Annotated in this window: 33 protein-coding genes, 1 tRNA gene and 1 pseudogene; 18 read left to right on the forward strand and 17 right to left on the reverse strand. The window is 59.6% G+C overall.

The genetic code is table 11. The features are described 5' to 3' along the window. Positions 1–19 precede the first annotated feature (19 nt). The 4 genes from def to DXY03_RS12205 all read left to right on the forward strand — a co-directional run bounded on the left by def (position 20) and on the right by DXY03_RS12205 (position 1,736). A complete protein-coding gene (gene def, locus DXY03_RS04530; protein ID WP_115009393.1) occupies positions 20–625 on the forward strand; it encodes a peptide deformylase in 606 nt (201 codons plus the stop codon). A 3-nt stretch (positions 626–628) separates the two neighbouring features. Continuing rightward, positions 629–826: a hypothetical protein gene (locus DXY03_RS04535; RefSeq protein ID WP_006850702.1), complete on the forward strand. Its 198-nt coding sequence runs from the start codon at positions 629–631 to the stop codon at positions 824–826. Between the two features lie 50 nt (positions 827–876). Further along, complete coding sequence (locus DXY03_RS04540) at positions 877–1,506, forward strand: DUF3747 domain-containing protein (protein ID WP_115009357.1); 630 nt, start codon at positions 877–879, stop codon at positions 1,504–1,506. An 80-nt stretch (positions 1,507–1,586) separates the two neighbouring features. Continuing rightward, positions 1,587–1,736 carry a hypothetical protein gene (locus DXY03_RS12205; RefSeq protein ID WP_006851286.1) on the forward strand — a complete coding sequence of 50 codons (150 nt, stop codon included), beginning with the start codon at positions 1,587–1,589 and terminating at the stop codon, positions 1,734–1,736. Here the strand turns inward: DXY03_RS12205 and DXY03_RS04545 are convergent. Together DXY03_RS04545 and DXY03_RS04550 are read right to left on the reverse strand one after the other, a co-directional pair. Then, entirely contained in the window at positions 1,730–2,086 is a 357-nt protein-coding gene (locus DXY03_RS04545) for a hypothetical protein (protein ID WP_256377236.1), read from the reverse strand. The two genes, DXY03_RS12205 and DXY03_RS04545, sit on opposite strands and share 7 nt — an antisense overlap. A gap of 14 nt (positions 2,087–2,100) precedes the next feature. Continuing rightward, positions 2,101–2,277, reverse strand: a pseudogene (locus DXY03_RS04550) (magnesium chelatase domain-containing protein); the annotation flags it as partial. Between the two features lie 74 nt (positions 2,278–2,351). Here DXY03_RS04550 and DXY03_RS04555 point away from each other — a divergent pair. The 3 genes from DXY03_RS04555 to DXY03_RS04565 are packed head-to-tail and all read left to right on the forward strand — an operon-like array spanning position 2,352 to position 4,935. Then, entirely contained in the window at positions 2,352–2,693 is a 342-nt protein-coding gene (locus DXY03_RS04555) for a histidine triad nucleotide-binding protein (RefSeq protein ID WP_115009359.1), read from the forward strand. Positions 2,694–2,748: 55 nt separating this feature from the next. Then, positions 2,749–4,725, forward strand: coding sequence for an ABC transporter ATP-binding protein/permease (locus DXY03_RS04560; protein ID WP_115009360.1), 1,977 nt, complete (start codon positions 2,749–2,751; stop codon positions 4,723–4,725). A 9-nt stretch (positions 4,726–4,734) separates the two neighbouring features. Next, on the forward strand, positions 4,735–4,935 hold the full coding sequence (locus tag DXY03_RS04565; protein ID WP_114988677.1) for a chlorophyll a/b-binding protein: 201 nt from the start codon (positions 4,735–4,737) through the stop codon (positions 4,933–4,935). On the opposite strand, the gene DXY03_RS04570 is transcribed toward DXY03_RS04565, so the two are convergent. Genes DXY03_RS04570 through psbX form a run of 4 tightly spaced genes read right to left on the reverse strand, consistent with a single transcriptional unit; the run spans position 4,936 to position 7,049 of the window. After that, positions 4,936–5,412: a hypothetical protein gene (locus DXY03_RS04570; RefSeq protein ID WP_115009361.1), complete on the reverse strand. Its 477-nt coding sequence runs from the start codon at positions 5,410–5,412 to the stop codon at positions 4,936–4,938. Then, on the reverse strand, positions 5,409–5,939 hold the full coding sequence (locus DXY03_RS04575) for a hypothetical protein (protein WP_115009362.1): 531 nt from the start codon (positions 5,937–5,939) through the stop codon (positions 5,409–5,411). The genes DXY03_RS04570 and DXY03_RS04575 overlap by 4 nt, the downstream gene beginning before the upstream one ends. 5 nt (positions 5,940–5,944) lie before the next feature. Beyond that, positions 5,945–6,877 carry a Ycf66 family protein gene (locus tag DXY03_RS04580; protein WP_115009363.1) on the reverse strand — a complete coding sequence of 311 codons (933 nt, stop codon included), beginning with the start codon at positions 6,875–6,877 and terminating at the stop codon, positions 5,945–5,947. 49 nt (positions 6,878–6,926) lie between these two features. After that, on the reverse strand, positions 6,927–7,049 hold the full coding sequence (gene psbX, locus DXY03_RS04585) for a photosystem II reaction center X protein (RefSeq protein WP_115009364.1): 123 nt from the start codon (positions 7,047–7,049) through the stop codon (positions 6,927–6,929). An 89-nt stretch (positions 7,050–7,138) separates the two neighbouring features. On the opposite strand from psbX, the gene DXY03_RS04590 reads away from it, so the two are divergent. Then, the gene (locus DXY03_RS04590; protein ID WP_244272311.1) at positions 7,139–7,459 is read left to right on the forward strand and encodes a YggT family protein; all 321 of its coding nucleotides are present in this window, start codon (positions 7,139–7,141) and stop codon (positions 7,457–7,459) included. A gap of 2 nt (positions 7,460–7,461) precedes the next feature. Here the strand turns inward: DXY03_RS04590 and accC are convergent, their stop codons facing one another. Beyond that, positions 7,462–8,808: an acetyl-CoA carboxylase biotin carboxylase subunit gene (gene accC / locus DXY03_RS04595; protein ID WP_115009366.1), complete on the reverse strand. Its 1,347-nt coding sequence runs from the start codon at positions 8,806–8,808 to the stop codon at positions 7,462–7,464. 120 nt (positions 8,809–8,928) lie between these two features. Here accC and DXY03_RS04600 point away from each other — a divergent pair. The 3 genes from DXY03_RS04600 (at position 8,929) to msrB (ending at position 10,735) form a co-directional block, all read left to right on the forward strand. Next, positions 8,929–9,010 (forward strand) — tRNA-Leu (locus DXY03_RS04600). Between the two features lie 77 nt (positions 9,011–9,087). Further along, positions 9,088–10,305, forward strand: a complete 1,218-nt coding sequence (locus DXY03_RS04605) for a glycosyl transferase (RefSeq protein WP_244272313.1) — start codon at positions 9,088–9,090, stop codon at positions 10,303–10,305. A gap of 28 nt (positions 10,306–10,333) precedes the next feature. Beyond that, complete coding sequence (gene msrB / locus DXY03_RS04610; protein ID WP_115009368.1) at positions 10,334–10,735, forward strand: peptide-methionine (R)-S-oxide reductase MsrB; 402 nt, start codon at positions 10,334–10,336, stop codon at positions 10,733–10,735. A 25-nt stretch (positions 10,736–10,760) separates the two neighbouring features. On the opposite strand, the gene DXY03_RS04615 is transcribed toward msrB, so the two are convergent. The 3 genes from DXY03_RS04615 to DXY03_RS04625 all read right to left on the reverse strand — a co-directional run bounded on the left by DXY03_RS04615 (position 10,761) and on the right by DXY03_RS04625 (position 15,934). After that, entirely contained in the window at positions 10,761–11,828 is a 1,068-nt protein-coding gene (locus tag DXY03_RS04615) for a PRC-barrel domain-containing protein (protein ID WP_371637661.1), read from the reverse strand. 90 nt (positions 11,829–11,918) lie between these two features. Continuing rightward, positions 11,919–15,527 carry a chromosome segregation protein SMC gene (smc, locus tag DXY03_RS04620; protein ID WP_115009370.1) on the reverse strand — a complete coding sequence of 1,203 codons (3,609 nt, stop codon included), beginning with the start codon at positions 15,525–15,527 and terminating at the stop codon, positions 11,919–11,921. Positions 15,528–15,577: 50 nt separating this feature from the next. Continuing rightward, entirely contained in the window at positions 15,578–15,934 is a 357-nt protein-coding gene (locus DXY03_RS04625) for a hypothetical protein (protein WP_115009371.1), read from the reverse strand. A 59-nt stretch (positions 15,935–15,993) separates the two neighbouring features. Here DXY03_RS04625 and DXY03_RS04630 point away from each other — a divergent pair, with 59 nt between their 5' ends. Together DXY03_RS04630 and DXY03_RS04635 are read left to right on the forward strand one after the other, a co-directional pair. Next, a complete protein-coding gene (locus tag DXY03_RS04630) occupies positions 15,994–16,416 on the forward strand; it encodes a YqjD family protein (protein ID WP_006850868.1) in 423 nt (140 codons plus the stop codon). After that, positions 16,416–16,802: a phage holin family protein gene (locus DXY03_RS04635; protein ID WP_115009372.1), complete on the forward strand. Its 387-nt coding sequence runs from the start codon at positions 16,416–16,418 to the stop codon at positions 16,800–16,802. The genes DXY03_RS04630 and DXY03_RS04635 overlap by 1 nt, the downstream gene beginning before the upstream one ends. Here DXY03_RS04635 and DXY03_RS04640 read toward each other — a convergent pair whose 3' ends face one another. Further along, positions 16,803–17,945 carry a class I SAM-dependent RNA methyltransferase gene (locus DXY03_RS04640; protein ID WP_115009394.1) on the reverse strand — a complete coding sequence of 381 codons (1,143 nt, stop codon included), beginning with the start codon at positions 17,943–17,945 and terminating at the stop codon, positions 16,803–16,805. 393 nt (positions 17,946–18,338) lie between these two features. Here DXY03_RS04640 and DXY03_RS04650 point away from each other — a divergent pair, with 393 nt between their 5' ends. Then, the gene (locus DXY03_RS04650; protein ID WP_244272315.1) at positions 18,339–19,316 is read left to right on the forward strand and encodes a tyrosine-type recombinase/integrase; all 978 of its coding nucleotides are present in this window, start codon (positions 18,339–18,341) and stop codon (positions 19,314–19,316) included. A gap of 54 nt (positions 19,317–19,370) precedes the next feature. Here DXY03_RS04650 and DXY03_RS04655 read toward each other — a convergent pair whose 3' ends face one another. Beyond that, the gene (locus DXY03_RS04655) at positions 19,371–19,988 is read right to left on the reverse strand and encodes a thermonuclease family protein (RefSeq protein WP_244272317.1); all 618 of its coding nucleotides are present in this window, start codon (positions 19,986–19,988) and stop codon (positions 19,371–19,373) included. 57 nt (positions 19,989–20,045) lie between these two features. On the opposite strand from DXY03_RS04655, the gene DXY03_RS11825 reads away from it, so the two are divergent. Beyond that, positions 20,046–21,374 carry a hypothetical protein gene (locus DXY03_RS11825; RefSeq protein WP_136987633.1) on the forward strand — a complete coding sequence of 443 codons (1,329 nt, stop codon included), beginning with the start codon at positions 20,046–20,048 and terminating at the stop codon, positions 21,372–21,374. Positions 21,375–21,400: 26 nt separating this feature from the next. Further along, positions 21,401–21,916 (forward strand): hypothetical protein, encoded by a 516-nt coding sequence (locus DXY03_RS04665; protein ID WP_115009375.1) that lies wholly within the window; start codon positions 21,401–21,403, stop codon positions 21,914–21,916. On the opposite strand, the gene DXY03_RS04670 is transcribed toward DXY03_RS04665, so the two are convergent. Together DXY03_RS04670 and DXY03_RS04675 are read right to left on the reverse strand one after the other, a co-directional pair. After that, positions 21,917–22,453, reverse strand: a complete 537-nt coding sequence (locus DXY03_RS04670; protein WP_170951977.1) for a hypothetical protein — start codon at positions 22,451–22,453, stop codon at positions 21,917–21,919. Between the two features lie 80 nt (positions 22,454–22,533). Then, entirely contained in the window at positions 22,534–23,952 is a 1,419-nt protein-coding gene (locus DXY03_RS04675; RefSeq protein ID WP_136987634.1) for a hypothetical protein, read from the reverse strand. A 153-nt stretch (positions 23,953–24,105) separates the two neighbouring features. Here DXY03_RS04675 and DXY03_RS04680 point away from each other — a divergent pair, with 153 nt between their 5' ends. Further along, positions 24,106–24,303, forward strand: coding sequence for a hypothetical protein (locus DXY03_RS04680; protein ID WP_115009378.1), 198 nt, complete (start codon positions 24,106–24,108; stop codon positions 24,301–24,303). Positions 24,304–24,305: 2 nt separating this feature from the next. Here the strand turns inward: DXY03_RS04680 and DXY03_RS04685 are convergent, their stop codons facing one another. Beyond that, positions 24,306–24,557 carry a hypothetical protein gene (locus DXY03_RS04685; RefSeq protein ID WP_115009379.1) on the reverse strand — a complete coding sequence of 84 codons (252 nt, stop codon included), beginning with the start codon at positions 24,555–24,557 and terminating at the stop codon, positions 24,306–24,308. Positions 24,558–24,815: 258 nt separating this feature from the next. Here DXY03_RS04685 and DXY03_RS12595 point away from each other — a divergent pair, with 258 nt between their 5' ends. Continuing rightward, positions 24,816–24,968, forward strand: coding sequence for a hypothetical protein (locus tag DXY03_RS12595; RefSeq protein ID WP_244272321.1), 153 nt, complete (start codon positions 24,816–24,818; stop codon positions 24,966–24,968). A gap of 511 nt (positions 24,969–25,479) precedes the next feature. Here DXY03_RS12595 and DXY03_RS04695 read toward each other — a convergent pair. After that, positions 25,480–25,845, reverse strand: coding sequence for a hypothetical protein (locus DXY03_RS04695; RefSeq protein ID WP_136987635.1), 366 nt, complete (start codon positions 25,843–25,845; stop codon positions 25,480–25,482). A gap of 16 nt (positions 25,846–25,861) precedes the next feature. Beyond that, positions 25,862–26,134, reverse strand: coding sequence for a hypothetical protein (locus DXY03_RS04700; protein WP_115009381.1), 273 nt, complete (start codon positions 26,132–26,134; stop codon positions 25,862–25,864). Positions 26,135–26,175: the final 41 nt, after the last annotated feature.

Raw genomic sequence — 26,175 nt, forward strand, 5'->3', positions numbered from 1 at the left:
AATCAACGAGGCGTTGGTCTTGGCAGGAAGCTTTGCAGAGTTGGCCCGTCAGGCCGATAAGTCGCGGGACACGATGCTGGTGCCCAAGACGGCCCTGGAAACCCCGCCGCTGGAGATTCACACCCTGGGCGATGAGGTGTTGCGGCAGCCTGCGCGCCGCATCGGCAAGGTGAATGAGCAGGTGCGGGAGCTGGCCCGCGACATGCTGCGCAGCATGTACACCGCCAAGGGCATTGGCCTGGCGGCTCCTCAGGTGGGGATTCACCAGCAGCTCCTGGTGATTGATCTGGATTTGGAGAATGCCGCCACGCCGCCCTTGGTGCTGATCAATCCGGAGATCACGGCGGCCAGCGCCGGGCTCGACACCTATGAAGAGGGCTGTCTCAGCATCCCTGGGGTGTATCTCGATGTAGTGCGCCCCACCGCGATTGAACTGAGCTTCCGCGATGAGATGGGTCGGCCCAGGAAGATGAAGGCCGATGGCCTGATGGCCCGTTGCATTCAGCACGAGATGGATCATCTCAATGGCGTGTTGTTTGTCGATCGCGTCACTGATGAAGACGGTCTGCAGAAGGAGCTGAAGGAGAAGGGCTTCGAGCGCCAAGATGTGCGGAGCGTCGCCTGAGTTATGCCGATGAAACCCCTGGCCGGCGTCTTCCTGGCCCTCGCCTGTGTTCTGGGTATCGCCAGCACCGGTTGTGTGTTTGAACTGGCCTACGGCGATCCTGATCTCGGGGTCAAAACCACTAGCTGGATCCTGGCCCTGGCGGCCCCTGGAACCGTGGGGACCCTTCTGTTTGCCATACGCCTGAACAAACCGGCCTGATCGGGGGCGACCGATTCAGGCATCACTTTTACGATCCGCTCAGTTCCTCCATGGACGTGATGGCACGTTTTCGAACCATGGCCGCTGCCGGCCTCGCTCTCGCAGCGACCTCTGCACCGGTGGCCCTGGCCCAGGGTTCGCTGTTCACGGCGGTGCCCGTGGAGTTGAGCAATTTCGTTTTGGTGTCGGCCCCGATTGGCCAGGGCGAGCGTTCTCAGTTGAACATCTACGAGCAGCGCACCACAAAACGCCCCTGTTTCGCTGTGGCTGCGGGATCACCGGCCATGGTCGATCCCTTGTTGTCCACGTTTGATTTCAGCGGGGTCTGCAACCGCTACATCGATGGCAATGGCTACTCCCTGCGGATCGATGGTGACGACCTCGGCACCCGCTACCGGCTCAGCGTGGTGAACACCGGTCGGGATATTGAATTGCTGGCCACGCCCACCAAGAATCCCTCCCAGCCCACCATGCTCGTGGCCCGGGCCGGTGGTGCCGCCAGCGGATTCGTTCAGCTCAAGCTTGAGCCGGGCTGGACCTTGAAGCGACGGGCCTACGGCAAGAAGAGCCTCGGCCATATCTATGTCTATCGGGACAGTGCGCCAGTGGCCGGTTCCAGCCCAGCCAGCGAGCCGGCTGAGACTGAACAGAGTGAGAGTTCCGTAGCTCCGTCCTACTGAGCTAGCCCAGAACCGGTGAAAACACCTGTTGTCGTCCTCTGTCAGTGATTTCACACTGAAGACAGACCCCGGAGGATGTGATGAAAACAACGGTTGTTCAGTGGTTCCAGTGGTTCGGTGAAGCGATGACCCATGCCCTGGGTTCGTTCAACGACCGCCATCTCCAGCCCCCGCCGATCGGCACCCAGCCCTACCGGGACACGCCCGACAAGCGAGCCCGCGACTACTGAGCACCAGGCTGCTTGAGCAGATCAGTGCAGCGGAAGCAACTCGCTTCCGCCACGGCGTTTCGATCGACGCTGGCCCGGTCGTTGAGATCGGCAATGGTGCGCGCCACGCGCAACAGTTGAAGGCCGCTGCGCGTGCTCAGCCCACGCTGGTTGATCAGCTGTTCCCAGAGCTCGAGTGCCGCAGCCTCGATGGCTCCGGTCCGCCGCAGCGCTGCTGCCGACAGCCGCCCGTTGCTGTCTCCACCCGGATTGCGCCTCTGCATCCGCTGCCGGGCTCGTTCAATTTGTGCGGGGGTGCACCAGGACGCTGCAGCTTGCGTTGGGCTGGGCTGCTTCAGCACCGATGCCACCTCCTTGGCGGAGCGCCGTTCCAGCCGCTGTTGCGCAGGGCGGATCGGACCCGCTCCCGTGATTCCTGAATGGCCTTGTCCGGCAGACCCACCAGCTGAACGCCCGGCAGGCCCGGGGCAAGATCCACTTCCACCACCACTGGTCTGGCCTCCAGACCTTGCAGGGATGCACTGAGACAACGTGCCAGCATTCTGTGGAGGGTGACGCAGGAGATTCATGCCCCTGCTGTCATACCGGTCCGGCTGTTCCCTCTTTTCAAGGCCCATGGCAAACGACACGATCTTCGGGAAGATCCTTCGTGGCGAGATCCCGTGCGATGAGGTCTACAGCGATGAGCAGTGCCTGGCCTTTCGCGATGTCGCGCCCCAGGCCCCCGTTCATGTGCTGGTGATTCCGCGCAAGCCGATCGAGAGCTTGCGCTCCGGTGCTGCTGAGGATGCGGCCCTGCTGGGCCACCTCTTGCTGGTGGCTGCCCGCGTGGCCAAACAGGAGGGTCTGGACGATTTCCGCACGGTGATCAACAGTGGCGCCGGTGCTGGCCAGACGGTGTTTCACCTCCATGTGCATGTGATCGGTGGACGTCCTCTGGCGTGGCCTCCCGGTTGAGGTCAGCGGCGAAGCGGCGCGGCGACAGCCAGACTGAGCACAGTTCAGCAGTGGCATGACCCACCAGCTTCAGAACCTGCGCAATCAGGCCGCCAAGCTGCGTCGGCTTTCGCAGCCCTACTTCTTCCCCTACACCGAAGACAACGGCTGGCAGTTCCTTGGACTGCTGGTGAGCCTGCTCTTCTGTGTGGCCGGGATCGTGCTGTTCCTGGTTACCGGATTGATGAACGGCCTGTCGTGGCTGTTTCCGGAGTTGTCCGGCCAGTACCTCGGTGGCGTCCAGTCGTCCCTGGCCATGCTCTGGTCCCGTGGATGGGGGGCGGGCATCAGTGCCCTATTCGTTCTGGGGGCTGTGGTGTTTGCCTCCGTGCGGGGCCAACTCAGGCATCGCCGCTGGTTGCCTTGGCTGTTTCTCGGCCTGATCATCCTGATGCTGTTGAGCGTGAACGGCATCAACGCCGGCATCACATTCCTCGCCAGGGATCTGACCAATGCGTTGATCGCCAGGGATGGCGATGCGTCGTATCGCAACCTCTGGATCTACGGCGCCTGTTTTGCTGTGGCACTGCCAATTCGCAGCCTGCAGTTTTATTTCACCCAGAAACTTGGGCTGTTCTGGCGCGAATGGTTGTCGCTGAGCCTGGTGGACGATTACCTGCGGGATCGGGCCTATTACGTGCTCAATCCCAATGATGAAGCGGCCACCAATGTTGATAACCCCGATCAACGTATTTCCGAAGATGTGCGTGATTTCACGGCACAGGCCCTTGGTTTTGCGCTGAATATTTTTGATTCGATCCTCACCTTTTCCCTCAATATCCTCATCCTTTATTCGGTGAGTGAGGGGCTCACCTTTGCCCTTCTGGCCTATGCAACCGGGGTTTCTGTCCTGATGATTGTGGCTGGCCGCAAGTTGGTGCGGTTGAACAATTTCCAACTGCGTTTTGAAGCGGATTACCGCTATGGCCTCGTACGGGTGCGTGACAACGCCGAGTCAATTGCCTTCTACGCCGGTGAGCAGCAGGAAGCGAAGGAGGTGACGCGTCGCCTGGCCACCGTCGTTGAAAACTTCAATCTGCTGATTGTCTGGGAAGTGCTACTGCGGGTGCTGCAGCGCTCAAGCATTTACGCCAGCAATTTCATCCCCTATCTGATCCTTGCGGCACCGATTCTCGCCGGTGAGATGGATTACGGCGGCTTCGCCCAGGCGAACGTCGCCTACAACCTGGTTGAGGGATCGTTGTTTTTCATCATCTACAACATCGAAGCCCTGGCCCGGTTTTCGGCATCGATCAACCGGCTGGAAGGATTTCAATCCAACATCTCCAACCTCGATCCGGAGGAGTGGAGTGATTACGTGCCGCGGATCGTGCCCTCGGAGCACCTGGCGCTGAAGGGGGTGACGGTCAAAACACCGCGCACCGACAACGTGCTGGTGCGCGACCTCAGTTTTTCCCTGGGCAACGCTGAAGGGCTGTTGGTGGTGGGACCCTCCGGCTGTGGCAAGACGTCTCTGCTGCGGGTGGTGAGTGGCCTGTGGGGCTCGCCGACGGGCACCGTTTATTCCCCGGGGCAGGGCGATCTCCTTTTCATTCCCCAGAAGCCCTACATGGCACTGGGATCTCTGCGCGAACAGCTTTGTTATCCCCTCGATCAGGCCCGTTTCAGCGATGAACAGCTACGGGCGGTTTTGGTTCAGGTGATGTTGGGCAAACTTCTGCAGCGCTATCCCGACCTCGACATCAAGCAGGACTGGCCGCGCCTGCTCTCTCTGGGTGAACAGCAGCGACTGGCCTTTGCGCGGCTGCTGCTCAATTCGCCCAAGGTCGTGGTGCTGGATGAAGCCACCAGTGCCCTGGACGTTGAGACCGAATCCCGCCTTTATTCCCTGTTGCGGGATCGGGAGGTGGCGTTCATCAGCGTGGGTCACCGGCCAACCCTGAAGGACTTCCATGACACCGTTCTGGAGCTCAGCGGTGATCACGACTGGCGGCTGATCCCGGCGACCAGCTATGACTTCGGGCGTTCTTGAACCGGCCGGATGACCTCCACCAGCGAGACCCCTGACACCACGTCCGTTCCGGAGACGTCCGCCACCACCAACGACGTGCCTGCCTTCGGCTGGAGTGGCTATGCCGAGCGGGTGAATGGCCGCTTCGCCATGGTGGGTTTTGTGGCGGTGCTGCTGATCGAGGTGCTCAGCGGCGACACTTTTCTGCACTGGGCGGGGCTGCTGCCCTGATCAGGGCAGGCGGATCAGATCCACATCCCAGCGTCCGTTGCGGCTCACCTGCACCGCCAGCCGCCGGCCCGAGCCATCCAGGCTGACGCTGCGGGGTACACCCGGTGGGTCCAGGGGCAGCCGTTGCGTCGCCCCGACGTTGCGCCGGTAGAGCACCAGTTCCGTGCGGTCCTCCCGTTGCTGGACCACGGCCAGGCGTTGTCCATCGGCACTGACGCTGACGCTGATCGGTTGGGCATCAGCACGGTTGAGGCCCGGCAACGGGACGGGGCTGCGGCTGCGCAGGTCGATCAGTTCGACCCGCTCCCGCCCATTGTGTTGGCCCAGGCTGGCCAGCCAGCGTCCCCCCAGGGATGGATCCCGCCGGCTGTTCACTGATTGACGCAGCAGGCCGTTGAGGTCGGGCCGAGGAGTGGGCCTGGGGCTGCTGCACCCGCTCACCAACACCAGGCTGAACAGCAGAGCGACGCGGATCATGGCTCTGACGACAGCGCCGGTGTGGAGAGGCTCTGTCCCGGAGGACGGTCCGGCTCGAGCAGATCACTCAGATCCAGCAGTTCCACGCGCCACCTCCCCTGATCCGTCACCTGCAGGGCGATCTGCTGGGCATCCGGCGCCAGGCTGAGCTGCACCGGGTCCCTCCCCCCCGGCAGCGGCAGGGGGTGCATGCGTCCGTTCAGGCGGTCGGTCACCACCGCGAGTCGGCGGCGCCCCCGCTCGGTGATTGCTGCCAGGTAACGGCCGTTCCAGCTCAGGGAGGGCGAGCTGTGGGGCTGATGTCGGCTCAGCTGGGGAACGGAAACAATCGATCCGTCGCTCAGGCGGCGCAGCTGCACCGTGGGTCGGCCGCCGCGATCGCTGACGACCGCCAGCCACTCACCACTGCCACTTAGGGCTGGGGCCTGCTGACTGGTGGCGAGCAAGCCACCACCGGTCCGTTCACTACGACCGTTGCAGCCCATCAGCGCCAGGCTGGCGAGCAGGATCAGCAGCGGACGAGGCAACTGGCTCAGTCGTCGAAGCGGGAGCTGTTGTCCCGTGGTCTGCCGGATGAGGGCCGTGAGCTGCGGGGGGGTTGGCGGTTGCTGCTGGGCCGGTTCGACGCCAGGGGCGGCTCAGCGGATCGCCTGGAGTCGCTCGCGGCGTTCGGGTTGGTGCTGGGGCGTCCCCGGTTCGGGGCCGCACTGCTCGGCGCTGAACTGCGGCTGGGGGCGAAGGCGGCATCCTCGGCTCCTGAAGGAGCGCGTTCGCCGGAAGGACGCTCAGGCCGCCCCATGGGACGGCTGCCGCGGCGTTGTTCCTCTCGATCCGACCGTCTGGAGCCAAAGTCGGGGCGTCGCTCATCCCGGGCTTCTCCGGCACGGAAGCGAGCCATGCGGCGGGAGCGCTCGTCGTTTTGGTCCCAGCCGGAATCGCCTTGATCACGGTCTGCGGAGCGACGGCTGGCGGCTTCCTCGGGAATGGCGGCACGGCTGGCGCGGCGCGGCCGGTAGAACTCCTCTTCCGGCCTTTCTTCGGCGTCATCGTCACGGCCTGAGAAGCGCCGCCGCACCGGCTGGGGCTCATCAAAACGGTCGTAACCGCCGTCATCCCAGCCGCCCCGTAGGCCCCCAGGGCTTCCGCCCCTGGCCGGCGCCGGTTCGTCATCGAAATAGGCGGAACGCCGGGCCTGCTCCGTGGCCACGCCGCGCAGTCGCACGCTCTCGTAGGCGAAGAACACGGTGGTTCCCGCCAAAAGGAATTGGCCGAACTGAAGAATCGGGTCGAGGCGCCAACCCTGGAAGAACAGGATGCCGCCGCACAGCAGCCCAATGGCTGCAAAGAACACGTCGTAGTCCCGTGCCAGGGCGGGCTTGAACGACCGCATGAAATAGAGCAGAGCGCCGCCGACGGCCAAAACGATGCCGACGATGCTGGCCCAATTGAGACTGGCGTTAACCAAAGCTCTGCTCCCGCTTGAGAGTCAGTCTACGAGGGGCGCCAGGGGCGGATCAGAGCTTGCGGTCGACCTGGTCGGTCTGGCTCAGCAGGATCAGGGCGATGGTGGCAGGAATCACGACGATCACACCTCCCCAAACGAGGCTGCTCAGGAAGTTGGAGAGGGAGGGTGTCATGGGGTTGCTGCTGTCTGCATCAAAGCCGCGCCGATCTTAAGAAGCGATGCCGTCTTTCTACGATGAGGGGACGATTTGCTTTGAGCTTTGTGACGCCGCTGCTGCTCCAGGCCCTGCCAGTCCTCCATTTGCTTCTGGGCTTGCTGCTGGCGGCCTGGACCTTGGCGTTCCTGCTGCGCATCGTGCTCACCTGGTACCCCCAGGTCGATCTGAGCAAGGGCGCTTGGCCCCTGGTGGCATGGCCAACGGAACCTGTGCTCTCGCTGAGCCGCCGCGTGATCGCCCCGATCGGTGGAGTCGACGTCACACCGGTGATCTGGGTGGGCTTGATCAGCCTCGTGCGTGAGTTGCTGGTTGGTCAGCAGGGGCTGCTTTCTCAAATCCTGATGCACGCCCAGGCAGTGGCCTGAGCTCAGGGCAGCATTTCCTGCTCCACGAATTTGGTGTGCACGTCGCCGTTGATGAACTCCGGCCGATCCAGCATCTCCAGATGGAATTCCACCGTGGTTGGGATCCCGGTGACGGCACATTCATTCAGGGCCCGCTTCATCCGGGTCATGGCGTGGTCGCGGTCCTTGCCCCAAACGATCAGCTTGCCGATCAAGGAGTCGTAGAAGGGCGGAATGTCGTAGCCCGTGTAAACGTGGCTGTCGACGCGCACACCCGGCCCGCCGGGGGGCAGCCATCCGGTGATGCGTCCGGGGGCGGGACGGAAGTTGTGCCGGGCATCCTCAGCGTTGATCCGGCATTCGATCGCATGGCCGGTGAGCTGGATGTCCTCCTGGCGCACGCTGATGGGTTCGCCACCGGCGATGCGCAACTGCTCAGCGATTAGATCCACACCCGTCACCATCTCAGTTACGGGATGCTCCACCTGGATCCGGGTGTTCATCTCCATGAAGTAGAAGCCGCCGTTGCGATCAAGCAGGAATTCCACCGTTCCGGCGCCCTCGTAATTGATGCTTCGGGCGGCAGCAACGGCGGCTTCGCCCATGCGGCGGCGCAGGTCGGGATCCAGGGCCGGGCTGGGGGCTTCTTCCAGCAGTTTCTGGTGACGGCGCTGAATCGAGCAGTCCCGTTCACCCAGGTGAACCACGTTGCCGTGGCGGTCGGCCAGCACCTGCACTTCCACGTGGCGGGGCCGATCGATGAATTTCTCCATGTAGAGGCCGGGGTTGCCGAAGGCGGCTTCCGCCTCCCCCTGGGCCGCTTTGTACAGGCTCTCCAGCTGACTGGCGTCCGGTACGAGGCGCATGCCGCGACCACCACCGCCAGCGGTGGCTTTGATCATCACGGGATAGCCCATTTCCGCGGCCAGGGAGGCCGCCTGGCTGGTGCTGCTGAGCAGACCCTCGCTGCCGGGCACCGTGGGAACACCCACCGATTGCATGGTCGATTTGGCGGTCGACTTGTCCCCCATCGAGCGAATCGCGTGGGGGGACGGCCCAACGAAGGTGAGGCCGTGATCACGGCACATCTCGGCGAACTTGTCGTTCTCCGCCAGGAAGCCGTAGCCGGGGTGGATGGCGTCAGCACTGCGGGAGGTGGCGGCCGCCAGGATGTTGGGAATGTTGAGGTAGCTCTTGCTGCTCAGGGCTTCGCCCACGCAGACCGCTTCATCGGCGAGCTGCACGTGCAGAGCGTCCTTATCAACCGAGCTGTACACCGCCACAGTGGCGATGCCGAGCTCGCGGCAGCTTCGAATGATCCGGAGGGCAATCTCGCCGCGGTTGGCGATCAGCACTTTGCCGATGGGCATCCCGCAGCATGTTCAGGCCTGACGCCGGATCGTATCAGCGCCGACCGAAGTTGCCGAGGAGCGAAGACCCCGCCCGGTATGATCTGACCTCGACAGCACCCGAGCGGTGAAGTCGACCACGCGGATGTGGTGGAATTGGTAGACACGCACGTTTGAGGGGCGTGTGGCTTCGGCCTTGCGAGTTCAAGTCTCGCCATCCGCATTTTTTTTTCTTTGGCCCGTCCCCGCGCATCAGAACCAGGACCGGCCGTTGTTCTTGTTTCGAACGGTCCCGGTGAAATGACCACCTGGGTTCGCCCCCTGGCGGAGCGGCTGCACGCCAGCCTTCTCTTGCGTCCCCGGTCTCAGAGCGCGCCGGCGTCGTTGCATTTGGTGTTGGTGCCCTGCCCCAATGCCACGGGCCAAGAGCGGGCGGCCGCAGAGCCCTGGGGTTTGTTCGACCGCATCGTGCCGGCAGGCCGCTTCTGGTCGCTGCTGCTGCGTCCCCATCGCTACGGCCCATGGCCGCAGAAGGGTGTGGTGGTGTTCCTGGGCGGTGATCAGTTCTGGACCGTTCTGCTTTCGGCTCGTCTCGGCTACCGCCACATCACCTATGCCGAGTGGGTGGCGCGTTGGCCGGGCTGGAACGATCGGATTGCGGCGATGTCGGACGCGGTGCGGCGCCAGCTGCCGATCCGTTACCAGCCCCGGTGCCGCGTGGTCGGTGATCTGATGGCGGATCTGTCGTCCTTCGCTCGTCGCGAGGAGCCTCTCCCCGCGGGCCAGTGGGTGGCCCTGTTGCCGGGGTCGAAGCCGGCCAAGTTGAGCGTCGGCATGCCGTTTCTGCTCGATACCGCCGATCGTTTGGCCCGATTGCAACCCGGATGCCGTTTTTTGCTGCCGCTGGCTCCCACCACCAGCGTTGATGAACTACTGCGTTTCGCCGGCGCATCCAACCCGATTGCTGCCCGCTACAGCGCCACCGTTGCTTCGGTGGAGCAAGGGGAGTTGGGGACGGAGTTGGTGACGGGTGCGGGCACACGCATTCTTCTGCTGGAGCAGCATCCGGCCCATGGCCCCCTGAGTCAGTGCGCCCTGGCCCTGACCACTGTCGGCGCCAACACGGCCGAACTCGGCGCCCTTGCGGTGCCGATGATCGTGATTGTTCCCACCCAGCACCTGGAGGTGATGCAGGCTTGGGACGGCGGGCTGGGGCTGCTGGCGCGTCTGCCGGGTCTGCGGCGTCTGATCGGGGTTCTATTGACCCTCTGGCGTTTGCGCAGCAACGGGTTGATGGCCTGGCCCAACATCAGTGCAGGCCGTGCTGTGGTGCCGGAGCGGGTGGGGGCGATCACCCCGGAGGAGATTGCGAAGGAGGCCTGCGATTGGCTGAACACACCCGAGCGGCTTGAGGGCCAGCGCCAGGACCTCCAGGCGTTGCGGGGAGAACCCGGGGCGGTGGCCGCATTGGCCGCCGAGGTGAGGGGTTTGCTTCCCCGAGAGCTCAACGCTTCTTAGGCTGCGCCCCACTCTGGTTCCGACGACCATGTCCCCGTCCAATCCGGTCGAACGCAGCGCCGAGGAGTGGAAGCAATCCCTGACGCCGGAGCAGTTCCAGGTGGCTCGCTGCGGCGGTACCGAGCGGGCGTTCACCGGGGCTTACTGGAACAACAAGGCCACGGGGATGTACCACTGCGTCTGCTGTGGTGCGCCGCTGTTCAGCTCTGAGACCAAGTTCGATTCAGGCACGGGTTGGCCCAGCTTCTGGGACGGTGTGAGTGCCGAGGCGATCACCACCAAAGAGGATCTGACCCACGGGATGGTGCGCACCGAAATCAACTGCGCTCAATGTGATGCCCACCTCGGACACGTCTTCCCGGATGGTCCCGCCCCCACGGGCCAGCGTTACTGCGTCAACAGCGCATCGTTGAACTTCAAGGGGTCCTGAACACCGTTCAGCGCCTCAGGCCCGATCACCAGGGATCGTCGAGATCCTGGCTCCGGCGCTGGGGCGCTGCATCCTCCATCGGTTCCACATCTAGGGGTTCACCCGACTGCTGAACCGCGCGACGGGAGGCAGGCATGGCACGCCGCGGAGGCTGTTCCTCGTAGGCGGGCTGTTCCTCGTAGGCAGGCTGCTGATCGAAGGGTGAGGGCTCGTTGTAGGTCTGTGCTCGCTCAGCCGGCCGCTCGTCGTAGCGGGCAGGTTCGGCGTAGCGCTGCTCGTCGTACCTCTGGGGCTCATCGAGGTAACGGCGTTGCTGCATCGATTCCTGCCGCCGGTCCTCCAGCTCCACATATTCCAGTTCTGCATCAGCCTCAAACCGCTCGGCTTCTGAAGCCTGGAGACGCCGTTGCTCCTGCTCCTGGGGTTGTCCGGAGATGAGCTGATTTTCCACGGGCACCAGGTTGACCCGGTAGCGCTCCCGCTCCTGCTCTTCCCAGCTGGGGCCACCGACGCCCAGTTTTTCCAGAACGCCGCTGTTCAGCTGTTTGAGCTTGTCTTCGGCTCCCTCGTAAACAATGATTCGGTCCGGCCCGCTGCTGACGATCTCCTCCACCGGCATTTCCCAGGTGCTCAGCACCCCTTCCCCCAGCAGGGGCACGCCAAGGGCGCCCATCACCAGGGTGGTGAGCTCGCCGGTTTCGATGTCGAAGGCAAAGCCGAGCACCCGCCCCAGCTGTTCGCCGGATTCGGTGATCACCTGGCAGTTGATCACCCGGCTGTAGCGCTCAGGGTTGAAGTTCTCACTCAGGGAGTCGGCCGAATCCACCAGGATCACGTCGCCCACCTGACGGATCCGGTCCAGCGGCATCCAGCGCGGCAGGCCGGGCAGGAAACGGGTCAGGGGGTTGTCCCGCAGCCCCACAGCCACCACTTCACGGCGGTCGATATCGACGATCACTTCACCCACCACACCAAGACGTCGGCCGGTGTCACGGGTTATCACCTGGGTGCCCATCAGTTCGGAGCGCAACCAGAGGCGATCGCTGGGTACGCCAGTGGTGATGGCGTCGTTTGGGGTAGGGGTCGGGGTCAAGCGCGGGCCCTCGGCCATGGACATTCAGACCATTGTGGCGCAGGGGTTCCGCCTGTCACGTTCAGATTGCACAGCGAAAACTCCGATCGTTTAGGCGGCATCCGGTAAACCCACCACCTGGGTATGGGCGCCGCGGGCCTGGGTCACCCCGATCGTGCGCTGGGCTGCGCCGATCATCGGGCGGCGGTGGCTGACCACCATGAATTGGGCTGCCTCGGCCTGACGGGCGATCAGAGCCGCCAGGCGCTCCACATTGACGCCGTCGAGGAAGCTGTCCACCTCGTCGAGGGCATAGAACGGCGACGGCCGGAAGCGCTGTAGGGCGAACAGGAAGCTCAAGGCGGTGAGTGATTTCTCTCCCCCCGACATCGAGGCCAGGCGCCGCACGGTTTTGCCCTTGGGATGGGCCACCAGGGTGAGGCCACCTTCCAGGGGTTCCTCCGGGTTCTCCAGTTGCAGGTGGCCATCACCATCGGAGAGCGAGGCAAAGATCTCGCGGAAATGGCCATCCACGGCGGTGAAGGCTTCCATGAAGGCATCCTGGCGCAGGGTGGCCACGGTTTCGATCCGCAGCAGCAGTTCCTCCCGCTCGCTGTTGAGCACGTCGAGCCGTTCGTTGAGTTCGTTGAGCCGCTCTTCGAGGGCCTCGAGTTCCTCCAGCGCCAGCATGTTCACGGGCTCCAGCGCTTCCATGCGTTGCTGGATGGCCTGCAGATCGGTCTGCAAGGCTTCCAAGCCCGCCAGCCGCAGGGCTTCCGGGATCTCCGGCCTCGGGTCCGGCAGGGTCTGTTCCATCTCCTGCAGGCGCACCGCACCGCTGCGCTGTTCTTCGATCAATCCTTCGCGGTCTTCCTTGAGCCGCTCCAGGTTCCATTCGGCCTGCTGCAGGGCCTGACGCTGGCGGCCTACCTCGGCTTCCGCGGCGTCCCGGGCCCGGCGCTGGCTGCCGAAGCGCTCCTGCAGGTCGGTCTGCTGCTGCTCGAGCTCTTTGCGCTTCTCCTGGAGGTCGGTCTGCTGCTGGCGCCAGGCCCCATGGGCACTGGCGAGGGCCTTCACCGCCTCCTGCAAGCGGGTTTCTTCGGCGGCCAGAGCCTTTTCTTGATCCCCCAGGCGTTCGATCGCCAGCTGCCGCTCGCGGCGGGCATTCAGCAGCTGGTCGCGCTCGCGGCGGGCTGCCTCCAGCCCTTGGTCGGCGGCTTCCTGTTCCGTCTGAAGTTGGGCCCAGGCGGCTGCATCGTCGTTGTTGCCGCTGTTGCGCTCCGCCTCGTCCAAGGCCTGCAGTTCCGCGGTGAGTGGGGTGAGTGCAGTGCTGATGGCTTCGAGCCGCTGCTGTTGCTCGGTCTGGTCCTGCTGCAATTTGCTGAGCCGTTCGGCCCGCTGGCGGCTGCGCTCGAGCAGGGGGCCGTGGTTGCGCCGGGCGGCATTGCGCTCGGCGATCAAGGCCGCCTGTTGATTTTCGAGTTCGCGCAGCTGGGGTTTCTGCTGTTCGATCAGTTGGGCCAGCTTCGACTCCTCCCGCCGGCAGGCCACCAGGGATTCTCCCAGTTCCAGCAGGCGCCGCCGCAGGGGTTCAGCTTCGTCCTGATCGCTGCTGCGGCCGAAGCTGAGGCTGCTGCTGCGCTGGGAGAAGCTGCCGCCGGTCATGGCGCCGCTCTTCTCCAGCAGCTCCCCATCCAGGGTCACCGCCCTGGAGCGGCCCAGTTGTTGACGGGCGCTCGCCAGGTCGGAGAACACCAGGGTGTCGCCGAAGACGTAGGCAAACACCTGGTCATAGACCGGTTCGAAGCGCACCAGTTCCACGGCCCGGCCGATCAGGCCGGCACCGCTGTCCCCACCGGGGCGTGCACCCCGGGCAAAGGCGGCTGAAGAGCCGCCGCCCCCTGGCGCGCGGATCTTGTTCAGGGGCAGGAAGGTGAGCCGGCCAGCACGGCGGCTCTTGAGCAGTTCGATGGCGCGGGCGGCGATGCGGTCGTCGTCGACCACCACCTGGCCGAGACGGGCCCCCGCGGCCACTTCCAGGGCGAGGCGATGGCGATCCTCCACCTCTCCCAGCTGGGCCACAGGGCCGTGGATGCCATCGAGGCCGGCCTCCAGCAGCAGGCGCAGGGCTCCGGTGCCGCGGCTTTCCTGAAGGGCATCCCGACGGCTCTCCAGCCGAGCGATCTCCCGTTCCAAGCGGGTCTGCTCCTGCTCCAGCCGGCTGCGGGTGCGCTGTTGGATGGCCAGCGATTCGGCGGTCTGCTGGAGCTCCTGTTTGCCGTCGGCAATGGCTTGCAGCAGGGTTTGCCAGGTCTCCTCCAGGGTTGCGAGCTGTTGCTGCACGGCGTCGCCGTCGGCGCCGTCCTGGTGCTGCTCCTGGGTGAGTTCTTCCAGCCGTTCCCGTTCCTGGCGCAGCCGTTCCTGCAACTGCTGCTGCTCTTCCAGTAAGGGAGCGACGCTGCTTTGCAACTCCTGCCGGCGACCGCTGCGGCGCTTCTGTTCCTCCACCCAGGCGCCGGAGCGGCCCGCCACATCCGCCAGCCGGCGGCGGGACATTTCCACCGCGGCTTCAGCGGCCCTGCAGTTGTCTTCGGCGGCGCTGAGGGCGTCCTGATGGGGATCGCGTTCCAGTTCCCGTGATTGCAGCTGCCACTGCTGGCGACGGGTGGCGAGGTCCTGGCGCTGCGCCTGCAGTTTCTGGCCTTCGTCCTGGTGGAGGCTGGCCTGGCGCTCCAGTTCACGGCTGCTGGTGTCGAGGCCAGCCAGTTCCGCCTGAACCGCCAGCAGCTGGTCTTCCCCGAGGGCCTTCACCTGCTCCTGGAGCAAGTCCAGTTCGGCCACGGCCTTGTTCAGCTGCTCTCGGCCGCTGGCAATGGCCGCGGCGTCCCTCTGTTCCTGGGCTTCCAGCGCCTGTTGGCGCGTGGCCAGATCCTTGAGGGCCTGCTGGGCGGCTTCGTAGGCCAGCACCATCTCCTGGCGGCGTCCCAGTTGCAGCCGTTCCCGCAAGTCCTGGTATTGCCGGGCCTTGGCGCAGTCCTTCTCCAACCGTTGGCGGCTGGCCAGCAATTCCTGCTCAATGATCCGGCAGCGCTCCTGACGCTCCTGCACGTCATCGAGCTTGCGGCGGGTCTGTTCGATCCGGGTGTCGAACAGGGCAACACCGGCAAGTTCATCGATCAGGCCGCGGCGGTCGCGGTTGCTCATCGACACGATGCGGGTGACGTCCCCCTGCATCACCACGTTGCTGCCCTCGGGATCAATCCGAAGGCGGCGCAGCTGTGTCTGCAGCTGCTGCAGGTTGCAGGGCACCCCGTCGGCGCTGTAGCTGGAGCTGTAGGAGCCCCCTGGCATCACCCGCAGTTTGCGGGTCACAGTCCATTCTGTTTGTCCCGGTTGAATCCAGGGCCCCTCCGCTGGTGCCTCCAGGCCTTCCTCGGCGGCATCGGGTGTCCAGTCGCTCAGGTCAAAGCGGACGCTGACGGTTGTTTCAGCGGCCTTGCCGGCCTTGAGCATGCCGCTGTTGACCAGGTCCGGCAGGCGGTCAGCCCGCATGCCACGACTGGTGGCCAGGCCCAGGCAGAACAGAACGCCATCAAGGATGTTGCTTTTGCCGGAGCCATTGGGTCCCGTCACGACGGTGAATCCCTCTTCAAGGGGGATCGTCATCGCTCCGCCGAACGACTTGAAGTGCGTCAGCCCAACCCGATTGATATGAACCAACAGGATCTGGGGCTGTCAGCAAGTCGAAATTAGCGGAACCCACGAAAAGCTCAAGGGTTCGATAAGGAGCAGTGCCCGGAATTGATGCGCAGGCAGCCGTGGAGGTCGCCCTCGAGCTGCAGGGTGACGTCTGCATCCGTGGCGTGGGGGAGCACTCCGCTGTAGCTGCCGGCATGAATGCGTTCGGCCCAGCCCCGATTGCCCGAAACGGCAGCACTGCGGGGTTCCAGCCAGACCTTTCGATGGGCAGGCAGGGGAACCGCTGGTTGGGCTGCTGCGTTGAGCTGCGGCACTGTGGCCAGTCGCCAAGTTCGGCAGCTGTCCCCGTCCTCCAGCAGCAGATCGATGTGGCATTCGCTGGGGTCGTCCGGTGCTCCGGTGTGACGCAGGAGGGCGTATCGCGGCAAAGACTTTCCCTCAGCCTTCAGTCTCCCTACTCTTCTAAAGCGTCCTGCCAACGGTCTTCATGGCCTCGCCATCGCCGCAGTCCAACGGCAGATTCGAGCACCACTTCCGTGAGCGCTTTGAAAGCCTGCTGCCGACGATCCAGGAGCGCTGGCCGGATCTTGCTGAGCACACCCTTGAAGCCACACGGGGGAGTGTGGATGAGTTGGTTCGTTTGATTGAACAGAACACAGGCCTGACGCCCCAAGGGGTTCGGGAGCAACTGGAGGAGCTTCTCCACAGCGCCGGTGATCGCAGCCGCGACTGGGCCGACAGCCTGGATCCCCTCGAAGAGCAACTGGAACAGTTGCTGGATGAGTTGAACAGCACCCTGCGGCCGAAGATCGAGGCGCCTGTGCGTCAGCGACCACTGCTGGCTGTGGGTGTTGCCCTTGGTGTTGGGTTGCTGCTGGGCAGCATGCTTCGCGGGGGGCGGCGTTCCTGATGGCCGATCAGAACTCTCCCCGCGGATTTGGAGCGGCAGCTCGGGTGACAGCACTGGCGGCGTCAGTGATGGATCTGCACGTGCGGATTGCCCTGCAGGAAGTGGATCGGGAAAAACGCCGAGTGATCAGCGGTGGCCTGTTCCTCGCCATTGGAGGCACGGCCATGTTCCTGGCCTTGCTGGCGGGCGAAGCGTCGTTGCTGCTTTGGATTCAGGCCCAGTGGGATCTGGATTGGATCCGCGCACTGTTGAGCCTCGCCATGGCCAATCTGGTGTTGGCGGGCATCAGCTTGCGTATTGGCGGCCAGGTGCTGAAGGGCCCGTTCCTGCCGCAGACGCTGGAGGGACTGATGAAAACGGTGCGGGCGGTGATGGGACGGGTGTGATCAGCGGATGTCGTAGTGCAGCCAGCGGCAGTCAATGCCGCCGTTGCTCACGGGAATCCGTTGCTCGGCCTTCAGACGCAGGGCTCCCGTCAGGTTGCGATTTCCACTGAGCAACCAGAGCTTCCAACCCTTGGCCTGGCCTTTGGCGTAGTTGCCAAGCTCTCGATACAACGCCTCCAGCTCCGCTTCATCGCCGATCCGTTGGCCGTAAGGGGGATTGCACACCAACACCCCCGGCCCCTCCGGGAGGGGTTGATCGCTGAACGTGCCCGTGAAGATGCGGATGACTCCACTCAGCCCAGCGGCTTCCACATTGGCCCGGGCCTGATCGGCAATGACGGGATCCGCTTCAATCCCCAGGAGCGGCGGAAGGGTGAGGTCCCCCCTGCGCCGTTGCCGGGCGCGATCAGCTTCTCTGTCCCAGAGCTCCGGCTGGAAATCGGCCCATCCTTCGAGGGCAAAGTGGCGCTCCAACCCCGGGGCCTGCTGCAAGGCGGCCAGGGCCGCTTCGATCAGGAGCACTCCTGAACCGCAGCAGGGGTCCACGAGGGGTTGGTTTCCATCCCAGCCCGTCAGGCGGATCAGCCCGGCCGCCAGATTTTCCTTCAACGGTGCCGCACCCATGGCGGCCCTGTAGCCACGACGGTGCAGGCTGCCGCCACTGCCATCGAGGCTCAGCTGGGCTTCCCCGCGGCCGAGGTGCAGATGCAGGGAGAGATCGGGGTCGTCGAGATCGATGGAGGAACGCTCCCCCCAAAGATCCCGTTGTGCGTCCACAAGGGCGTTTTTAATCTGCAGTGCCGTGAAGTGGCTGTGGTTCAGCCCCGGTGCCGTTCCGGTCACATCCACCCGGAAGGTCATCGAGGGATGCAGCCAGCGCTCCCAGTCGAGTGCCTGGCGGATGCCGTCATAGAGGTCGTCCCGGCCCTGGCAGGGGAAGCGCGCCACCTGGCGCAACAGCCGGAAGGGCAGTCGAGCCTGCAGATGCAGCCGGTAGAGGCAGGCCATGTCTGCCTGGAAGCTGACAGCACGCCTGCCGGGCTTCACGGCATGGGCCCCAAGGGCGCTGAGTTCGTTGCCAGCGGCTGCTTCCAGGCCTTGTGGCACAACTGCCACGGCGGATAGCCGGTTTGTTCGACCCAAGGGCGCTGTGCTCCAGGTCACCACTCCTGTCAGAATGACAGGGTCCGGCTTCGTCGGACTAGGTGATCCACACCAGTGTTTCGGACAGCGGTTCGATTCCGCTCAGCTCCATTACCCCTCACGGGGCTGCAATGGTTTCGACGGGGCATGAGGAGGGTGACTGAAGCCTGCTCGGTGAGAGCAAACCCGTAACTGCGAACAACATCGTTCGTTTCTCCCGTCAAGCAGCCCCTGTTGCTGCCTGACCCATTAAGGGAGATGGGGTGAAGTCAGCCTTATCACCCAAATGACTCGTGGGGGCTGGAAGGCCCCCTTCAACCAATCCCAGACAGCGATCTCGGAATTAAGCCACAGGGCGGTTCTGAGTTAGGGCGCAAATCAGGGCGCAAACCTTTGCCAGCCGTTCTCGACGGCATGGACAAGGCAGAGGCGCTCGCATACGTCTCCCGACTGTTTGATGCCGCGCAAGCGGGCGCAGCCGTCTGGGGCGATGCCCTGCTGATCAAGCGGTTCGTCACTCAGTGCAGTCGCACGGACTCAGAAGCCACCAGGGCGGCCTACCGCTTTGAGATCAAGGAGTTCTGTCGCTGGCGTCAGCGCAACCACCCTCACCTGCACCTGCGGGAGATGAATCCTGCTTTCTGCCAGGACTGGGTGGACGAGCTTCGCAGCGAGGTTGAAGCCGAGCGGATGAAGCCTCGGACCTTTAACCGCAGGATCGCTGCCATCAGCTCTCTGTACCGATGGGCGGCAGAGCCATGCCGTTCACCAGTGACTGGTGTTCCCAGGAATCCGATGCCACCGCGCTCGATGTTGATGGCCAGCAAGAGCACCAGGCCGCTCAGCGAAGAGCAGTTCGGACTGTTGATGGCAGCCATCGCCAGAGCTGCTCATCTGGATCGGAACGCCAAGCGTGATTACGCCCTTGTCAGGGGCTCCTACCTGTTGGGTTGCCGGGTTTCTGAGATCGCCGCTATCAGGTGGCAGGACATCGAAGTTCTCTCCGATGGCGGTCAAATCCACCTCCTCGGCAAAGGATCCAAGTGCCGAGTGGTCCGAGTTTCAAGCCACACGCTGGAGCTTTTTGAGTCTCTTGGCCGCGGCGAAGCTGAGGCGTATGTATTCCCTAGCCCCCGCGGAAAGGGACACCTCACACGGCAAGCCATCGGGCAGATCTGCCGCAAGTGGGGACGAGCCGCAGGGTTCCACGTTCACCCACACCAGCTGAGGCACAGCCATGCCACACACGCTGTGCAGAGGGGCGTGGACGTATTCACGCTTCAAGCCACCCTCGGTCACTCATCGAGTGCAACTACGGGCCACTACGTGGCTGCTAACCCTCGGGACAGCAGTTCTCTGCGTCTTGGTTAATGCGGTCTTGTCTGCATCGTCTTAATCGGACTTATGTAATTCAAGAGAGTTCACTTATCTCAGGCTTTCGCAGGCTTCACCATCCCTGTCACGATCCAGATAGGTGTGACCTTCTCTCAAAAGCTGCTGAGCCTTGTTCCAGGAAGCAATTTCCTTGCATCGATACTTTCTTTTAAAAATACTGCTCACTGAGCGTTTGCTTTTTCGATAATCCCATGGTCGTTGGATACCTGTAGAGCTAGTTGACCAGACTCCGAGGCCAAGTTTTTGAGCCTGACGTTCAAGAGAAAGATAGCGAGATCCATTGCATTTACTAAGATAACGCCGGTAAACAAACCCGTGCCCTTGTTCAATTATTGACTCATTTATATTTCCTTTTTTGGTGAATACTTCGGCTACAGATCTTCCGTATCGATCTATGGTTTGAATGCGAAGCGTGACTTTTGTGCCAAGTGGGAGCACCTTTTTGAGAAAATCTCTTGATCTTGAGCCATAAGGATTTTGAGATATTTCTGGTGCGTCAATGCATGCTAAGCGCACTGTAAGTTTTTCCGATCCGTCACGAATTCGGATTGTGTCGCCATCTCCTACAGAAATGATTGTTGAGCCAGATGCAGGTAAAGACCAAAATGCGATAAATAAAAGAGCGGTTCTTTTTATCAAGTGACTCACAGAAACTTGAATTAGTCTAAATCCATTGCTACGACTGGGTATAGCTCGAGAAAGCAGGTGCCCGAAAAACCCGACTCCAAGCTGGGTGCAGGAGATGGCTCAGTAGAGCTGACGCCTTTGCAGCTCATCCGATGGATTGATACATCTCCTGATCTCGGCTATCTGCGCGATGCGGCAGACCGCGTTCAAGGTAGATACGACAGCACTACCGGACAGATCACTTTTCAGAGGCCAAATGTCGATACTGTTGTTTCACAAGACAAAGGATTTACTAAAACACTAAGATACTTTTTTTGGCCAAAAGCAAATAGTATTCGAGGTAAATCTTGTGCCTCCCAAGAATTCGATCAGAGTTGTGGAAATACTGTCAATTTAATGGCAGTTAGCACCCTCTGGGATGCAATAACAACTTATCCACTTATCGAATTTGCACTGACTGACTTTATTCCAGTTTTTGCCTTTCCTGCCGCCATTGGGTTATCACTCGGGCTTACAGCAGGAAGCAATATTGCAGGTAAAGAGTCTTGCAATAGGACTAAGGGTAAAAGGGGTTCTGCGCGAACAGCTCTATTCATCTTTTTGGGGCTTTCTCTGCTTAGAACATCGTTCTCAGGGGTTGGCCTAGATATTCTGATTAATAGGGCAGGTATTACTAGAGGTTATGCCAAAGAGTTGGTGGGGCAAAGAATTGATGAGACGGCATTAAAAATAGAAGAGTTAAGCACTTTTCAGAATCCTGTATTGCAGGACTTTAAGGCTGCTTGTGATGCCACTGAAGCTCAGCTGAGAGATCTTCAGAGAGGTGATCTAAGGTGGGATTCGACATTTAGAAAGGCAAGGGGATCTTTCGCCCAGCAAGAAGAGATGCGAGGTAAAACCCCTGCCCAGGTTGTCGAAATGTGGGGCTCAGTTGCAAATATACCTGGAGACTGTAATAGACAAGTGATACAACAGCAGTTAGATAATCAAGCGGCTGATGAGCTTCGGGACAAGCTAAAAGTATATAAAAAAGATCAGGATATATTGTCCCCTTATAGCTTCCTTGAAAAGCATTTCACTGAAGACTTTGAAACCAAGTTTGTAGAGTCTGAAGAAGATGATATTGAGATAAGGGAAGGTGGTGAGCTAGTGAGGACCGCGATTGTTCAGTTTTATTCAAAATTAACTGATATAAGTAAGATCCCAGGTCTTGGGTTCTCCCTGTTCGGCATGATCATATCAATAGTTTTAAGTGGAGGCTCGGTTTTGATGTTGCGTAGCAAGTCCAAGAGTGAGGATATGCAGATGTCCTTTAGTGACCAGATGCTTAATGAGAGAGAAGATCTTCTAAATGGTTATTCAGAAAAACTCCCTATCTCTCAAGCTCGGCGTCGTAATGCTGACTGAATCTTTCATCAACCACGGAGAAACCAATGCCTGACCAGCTCGATTCAAATCAATCCTTCGACGATCGTACGGAGGAGATTAAGGCCACTATCAAATCCTTGTTTCAGGATCTTGAAATTGATGAATTAGAAATACCTAGTATTTATTTAGAAAATAACTGGGGCTCTTTGGCAAATACTGTTTTGTATAGCGCTTTATTGGAAATGAAGAAGCGGAAGCAGATTTTAACTGCTCAGCAAATCCTTCAAGATCGTAATAGAGTTCCACAAAGGCCATCTAATACTCCTTCTACCCATGAAGATTCTGAAGAAGTTTCGGAAACATGGGTTAGAAGAAGGCAGCCTGTCATTACTAAAGACATATCTTGGTTTATCAACAACGGTGATTCTGAAGAGATCAGATCGAAGGCCCGTGAGCATAGAGAAAGGATTTTGCTCGATTTGTATCTAGAGCATGTCAAGATGACTGGTGAGACTTATTTCCCTGAAATGCATAGGTTGCTCAAGGCAGAATGGGACTTCTCTTATAAGGATGAGGGGTAGCTAGCATTTATTGATCACAGACTGATTGCTGCTTCTAGTTAGTCTAATTTCAATCCTTCTTTTTTCTTGGTCGCTATTTGTATTTAAGTCTGAGCTATCTTTTGGGTTGATTAGGCTTGATGCTGAATATGATTTAAAGTCTAGGTCTGGATATTGTTTGCCAATTTCCTCTTGAAGTAGTGTTTGGACAGAGAAAGCGCGAAGTAGTCCCAAGTCTGCATTAGAGCCTGCGTATACACGTTTAAAGCCGTTGGCTAGTTCTTCTGTTTCTGGAAATTTGTCGATATTGCTCAGGCCGGTATTCGGAGAATTATCAGTGTGCCCAATAATTTCAATCGTATCAATCGCATAGCATTGGATAGCCCTGTCGATTTTTGGGAGTTCTTCTGAAATTAGCTTTGAACGGAATGTTTTATTGACCTCGAAGCTTCCTCTCGCGAATCTATAATCTTTTGCGTCACTAAGTCGTATTACTGGAGGCTTTTCATTTGTTAATCGTGCAAGCACACTAGCAACCACGACAACACTGAGAATCAATAGAGTGCTGCTCAGTAAGTCTGTATACGCAAGCCATGGTGCCTCTAGTTTTGGCTTGCGACTTGTTCTCCTCACCATGATCAGCTCCAGGTTTCAGTGTTTGATTGGTTGATCAGTGCTGCCGCTAAGGAGTTAAGACGATTTCGCTCATCTCTTGATAGTGCGGATGATCTCAATTCATTTTCTACAAGTTCTCTAGTCGTTTTGCTTTCTTTTTTGATTCCATCGATTGCTTCGATTAACTTGCCAATAGATTCTTCGAGCTTTTGACGCTGTGGCGTTTCTGCCTCTAGCTTTTGAGTTAGTGCACTAGCTAATTCGTTCGAGGTTTTGTTCTCGCGTCCTACGGCAAGGCGTGCTGCTCTTAGTTGCTTAGATGCTTCTGATATTTCTTTGTTGGCTTCCTCTTGTATCTTGATTTCAGCTGATACTGATTGTGCAAGGCTGTGGACTTGCTCTTTGGTGCCTTCCAAAAGCATATACGTATCCTTAAAGTGCTTGGCAGATTCTGAAAAGCTTGTTCGCGCGGATGCGAGCTTCTCCGACAAACTCAGAAACTCGTTAGTTGCCACTGTAATTGATTCGCCAAATTGATTTGTGGAATAGCCAAATCTCTCTGCAAAATCGCTATCGGCGAAAATCTCTGATGCCCTTAAAAATCTCGTTCCACTGGCGTTTAAATCGCTGACACCACTATCGAATGTAGCGGCATATAGCTCCATAGCTTTTGAGCCTCTTTCAAATGCATCAAACATCTCTCCTATTTTTTCATTTACTGCTTTTTCAATCGCTGCTCCAACATCTTCCGAAAATCGGCTCATGAAATTAGAGAGCACAAGCTCCATGCGTTCCACTGATGCTCTCATCAGTGAGAAGCGGTTGCAGTCAGCCTGTACCACCTGTTCCAGGTATGCAGTGAGTAGGCTTTCAGTCTCATCTAGTAGGCGATTACAGCCAACGACTAGACCGATCAACCAAAATATAAGGCTATAGAAAACACCACCAAGGCTTGAGAGAAATGCTGTGCTCATAGGACCCAGTACGTTTCCGAGCTTGTCCACGATCTCTCCAGGTGGCCCTCCATCAACGTTCAATAATTCACTCAAAACTTGCAGATTTGTGGCAAGACCTATAAATGTACCCAGTAGTCCTATGGTGATGAATACCCCGGGTGCACTGCCCATTAACTCGCTTAATCCGCCAATATTTACGCGCCATTTCCCTATGTGTAATAGCTCTACCCCGCTCAGTTCTCCAGATGCAATTGAATGCGCGTCTACTTCTTCAATCTGTTCGGCTGCGCGTCTGTATCTGGTCCTAGCAGATGTGACAAAATTTGTTTCATCTCCAAACTGATCCTCTGATAGTCGTAAGGATCGACTCAGGCCTTTCAGTAGTGGTCTAAGTTTTCTGTTTGCCCTAAAGAGGCTGTACAGAAGTACTAAAAATAGGAACGTCTCAATGCCCAGAAAAATCCAGGCTTCCTGACTTACCTGCATTGCCGAGTTCGCTTTTTAACCAGTCTGTCTTCACGGTCGCGGCTATGTCATCCCCGGCAGCCTCGATAGAATCATCAATAAATATTGATTGGTGCAGCTTCTCCCCGAGCGGGAGCTTGCCTTGCTTTCCCTAAATCCTGTTGAGGCGGACTGATGGCTTCAATCCTTGACGGTCTGGCCCTTGAGGGGCCAGTCCTTGATGGCCTTGTTGAATGGCCCGCCTCGACAACAAGGAAGGAGTGGTTCGCCATCACCAGGCAGCTGATTCGGCAGACCATTGCCGACATGGACCTGGACTCTGCCGCCTTGGCTGAAGTCGAGGAGGCGTTCATCGGAGCTGGCCTGCTGTGATCTCAGTCCTTACCCCGACGCATGGCATCAATGTCGTCCTTGATCAACGACAGCTCAGCGGCGGAGTCTCGCTGGTGCTTTCTGTCCTCGAGATCTGGGTATGCAGCCAATGCAATCAGTGCGACGGGTCCAAAAAGCAATCCCAACACCAACCACTGCTTGGAGTTATGGCCCTTCAACTTGGCGATTTCTTCTGCCCAGACCGAGCAGGCAAACGCCATGGCAACGATCCAGATCCAATAAAAAATCTGCATCACCAGTCATCCACTGGCATCTAGGTAGCCATGACCCGCAAGAGAGTCACCACCAGCGAGAAGAAAACATGCCACGAATGGGCTGTGCGGCAGATAAACGCCGGAATGGGTCTCAGCGAATTAACTGCCGTTACTGCCGAAACATGGGGGTGCAGTCGCAGGAACGCTCGTGATGTCGTCGCTGCGGCCCACAAGGACTGGCTTAATTGCTGTTATGGATCCGAGGAGATCGACTAGCGGGACTTGCTTTTCCAGCAGGTGGGACGGCTAGAGCGCATCGCCCGCAAGGCGGAAAACGCAGGTCAGTTTTCAGCGGCAGTAGGCGCCATTACGGCACTGAATCGAATGATGGCCCTGGGTGCTGACCAGAAAGGTTTCCGCGGTCACTCAAACCACTACCGCCGTCGCTAATCAGTCCCAATCGGCCTCTTCTTCTTCATCCCGAGCCTTGAGTCGACGCTCCTGTTGCTCTTGCATGAACAAGCGGTATTTAACGATTTCATCTGCTCGAGAATTCTCCCAAGCATGCACGCAATGCATAAGGAGATCTTTCATATCCCTTTCGTAGGTCTCCTGCTGCTTCCAGGTGAAGCGCCAAGGATTGTAACGATCACGAGAATGCCCAACGTGATCGACGTTTAGTTTGAAATCACTGCCAGGGCAAAGGGTGCTTCACCTTGCACAGAGCAAGACTTTGGAGGTATCCAGAAGTGGTGCTTGGAGACCACCGCCATATTTCCTGGTTTGACCAGCTGTATGTCTCCGCGCCAAAAAGTAGTTGGGCATATGCCTTGGCTGCACAGAATTTGACGGTGCGATCGTTTACAACCCAAATGCCTCCTAGGAAAACGGGTGCGGCGAGCACAACGCCGCAGGCGGCGCGGACCATCAATGTGGTCGTCTTATCCATCCGATTACTTTTTCAGCGGGTAAGTCCGGCAGCTCGACAATCTGCTCGTTCAATGGCCTTCCACTGGGCGTAGGAGCTTTGATTACCTGCTTGCAGGTGTCCCTCAGCCACCATCCCAGCTCGAATGCACTTGTCCATAGCAGTGCCGTATTTCTGCACGTCCCGGTACTGACGCTCGAAGTCGTCAGCGACCTGGTTGTGGATCTCATCCATCGTGTTTTCTGCCTCGTATTTGATGAAAGCGTCAAAGCCAAACCAGAGGACAGCGAAAACCACTGCACCGCCTAGGAGCTTGCCAACGACTTCACCTGCCTCGTCAACAGACTTTTTCTGGTCCTGAGGATCTTGTGCCATTGGAGGAGTGCTGTCCTTTTCCAAGGATGGCAGCGGTGAGCTAGCGCGTCTGCCAGCGCCACCGCGGTGGCCTTTCACCGCAGTCACGATCCACTCGTGCTCCGCGGTCTAAATGCAGAGGATCGCTCGGCTCGTTCTTATCGAAGACCGTCTCCTGCCAGCACTTAAACCACTGGTCATAAGCAGGACTCCTTAGGAGATCCATGCCCTTGCCCCACAGCAAGTAACCCACCCAGATGGTGGCGGGCACAGCAGCAACAGCAGCCATGACCCCCAGGGCTGTCATGAAACCGCTGCGGAAGTTGTTGCTCATGCTCCAAGGATGGCAGCGCACCCAGGACTGCCTAGGACAGC

It is taken from the genome of Synechococcus sp. N5 (assembly GCF_900473925.1).
GTDB lineage: Bacteria > Cyanobacteriota > Cyanobacteriia > PCC-6307 > Cyanobiaceae > Parasynechococcus.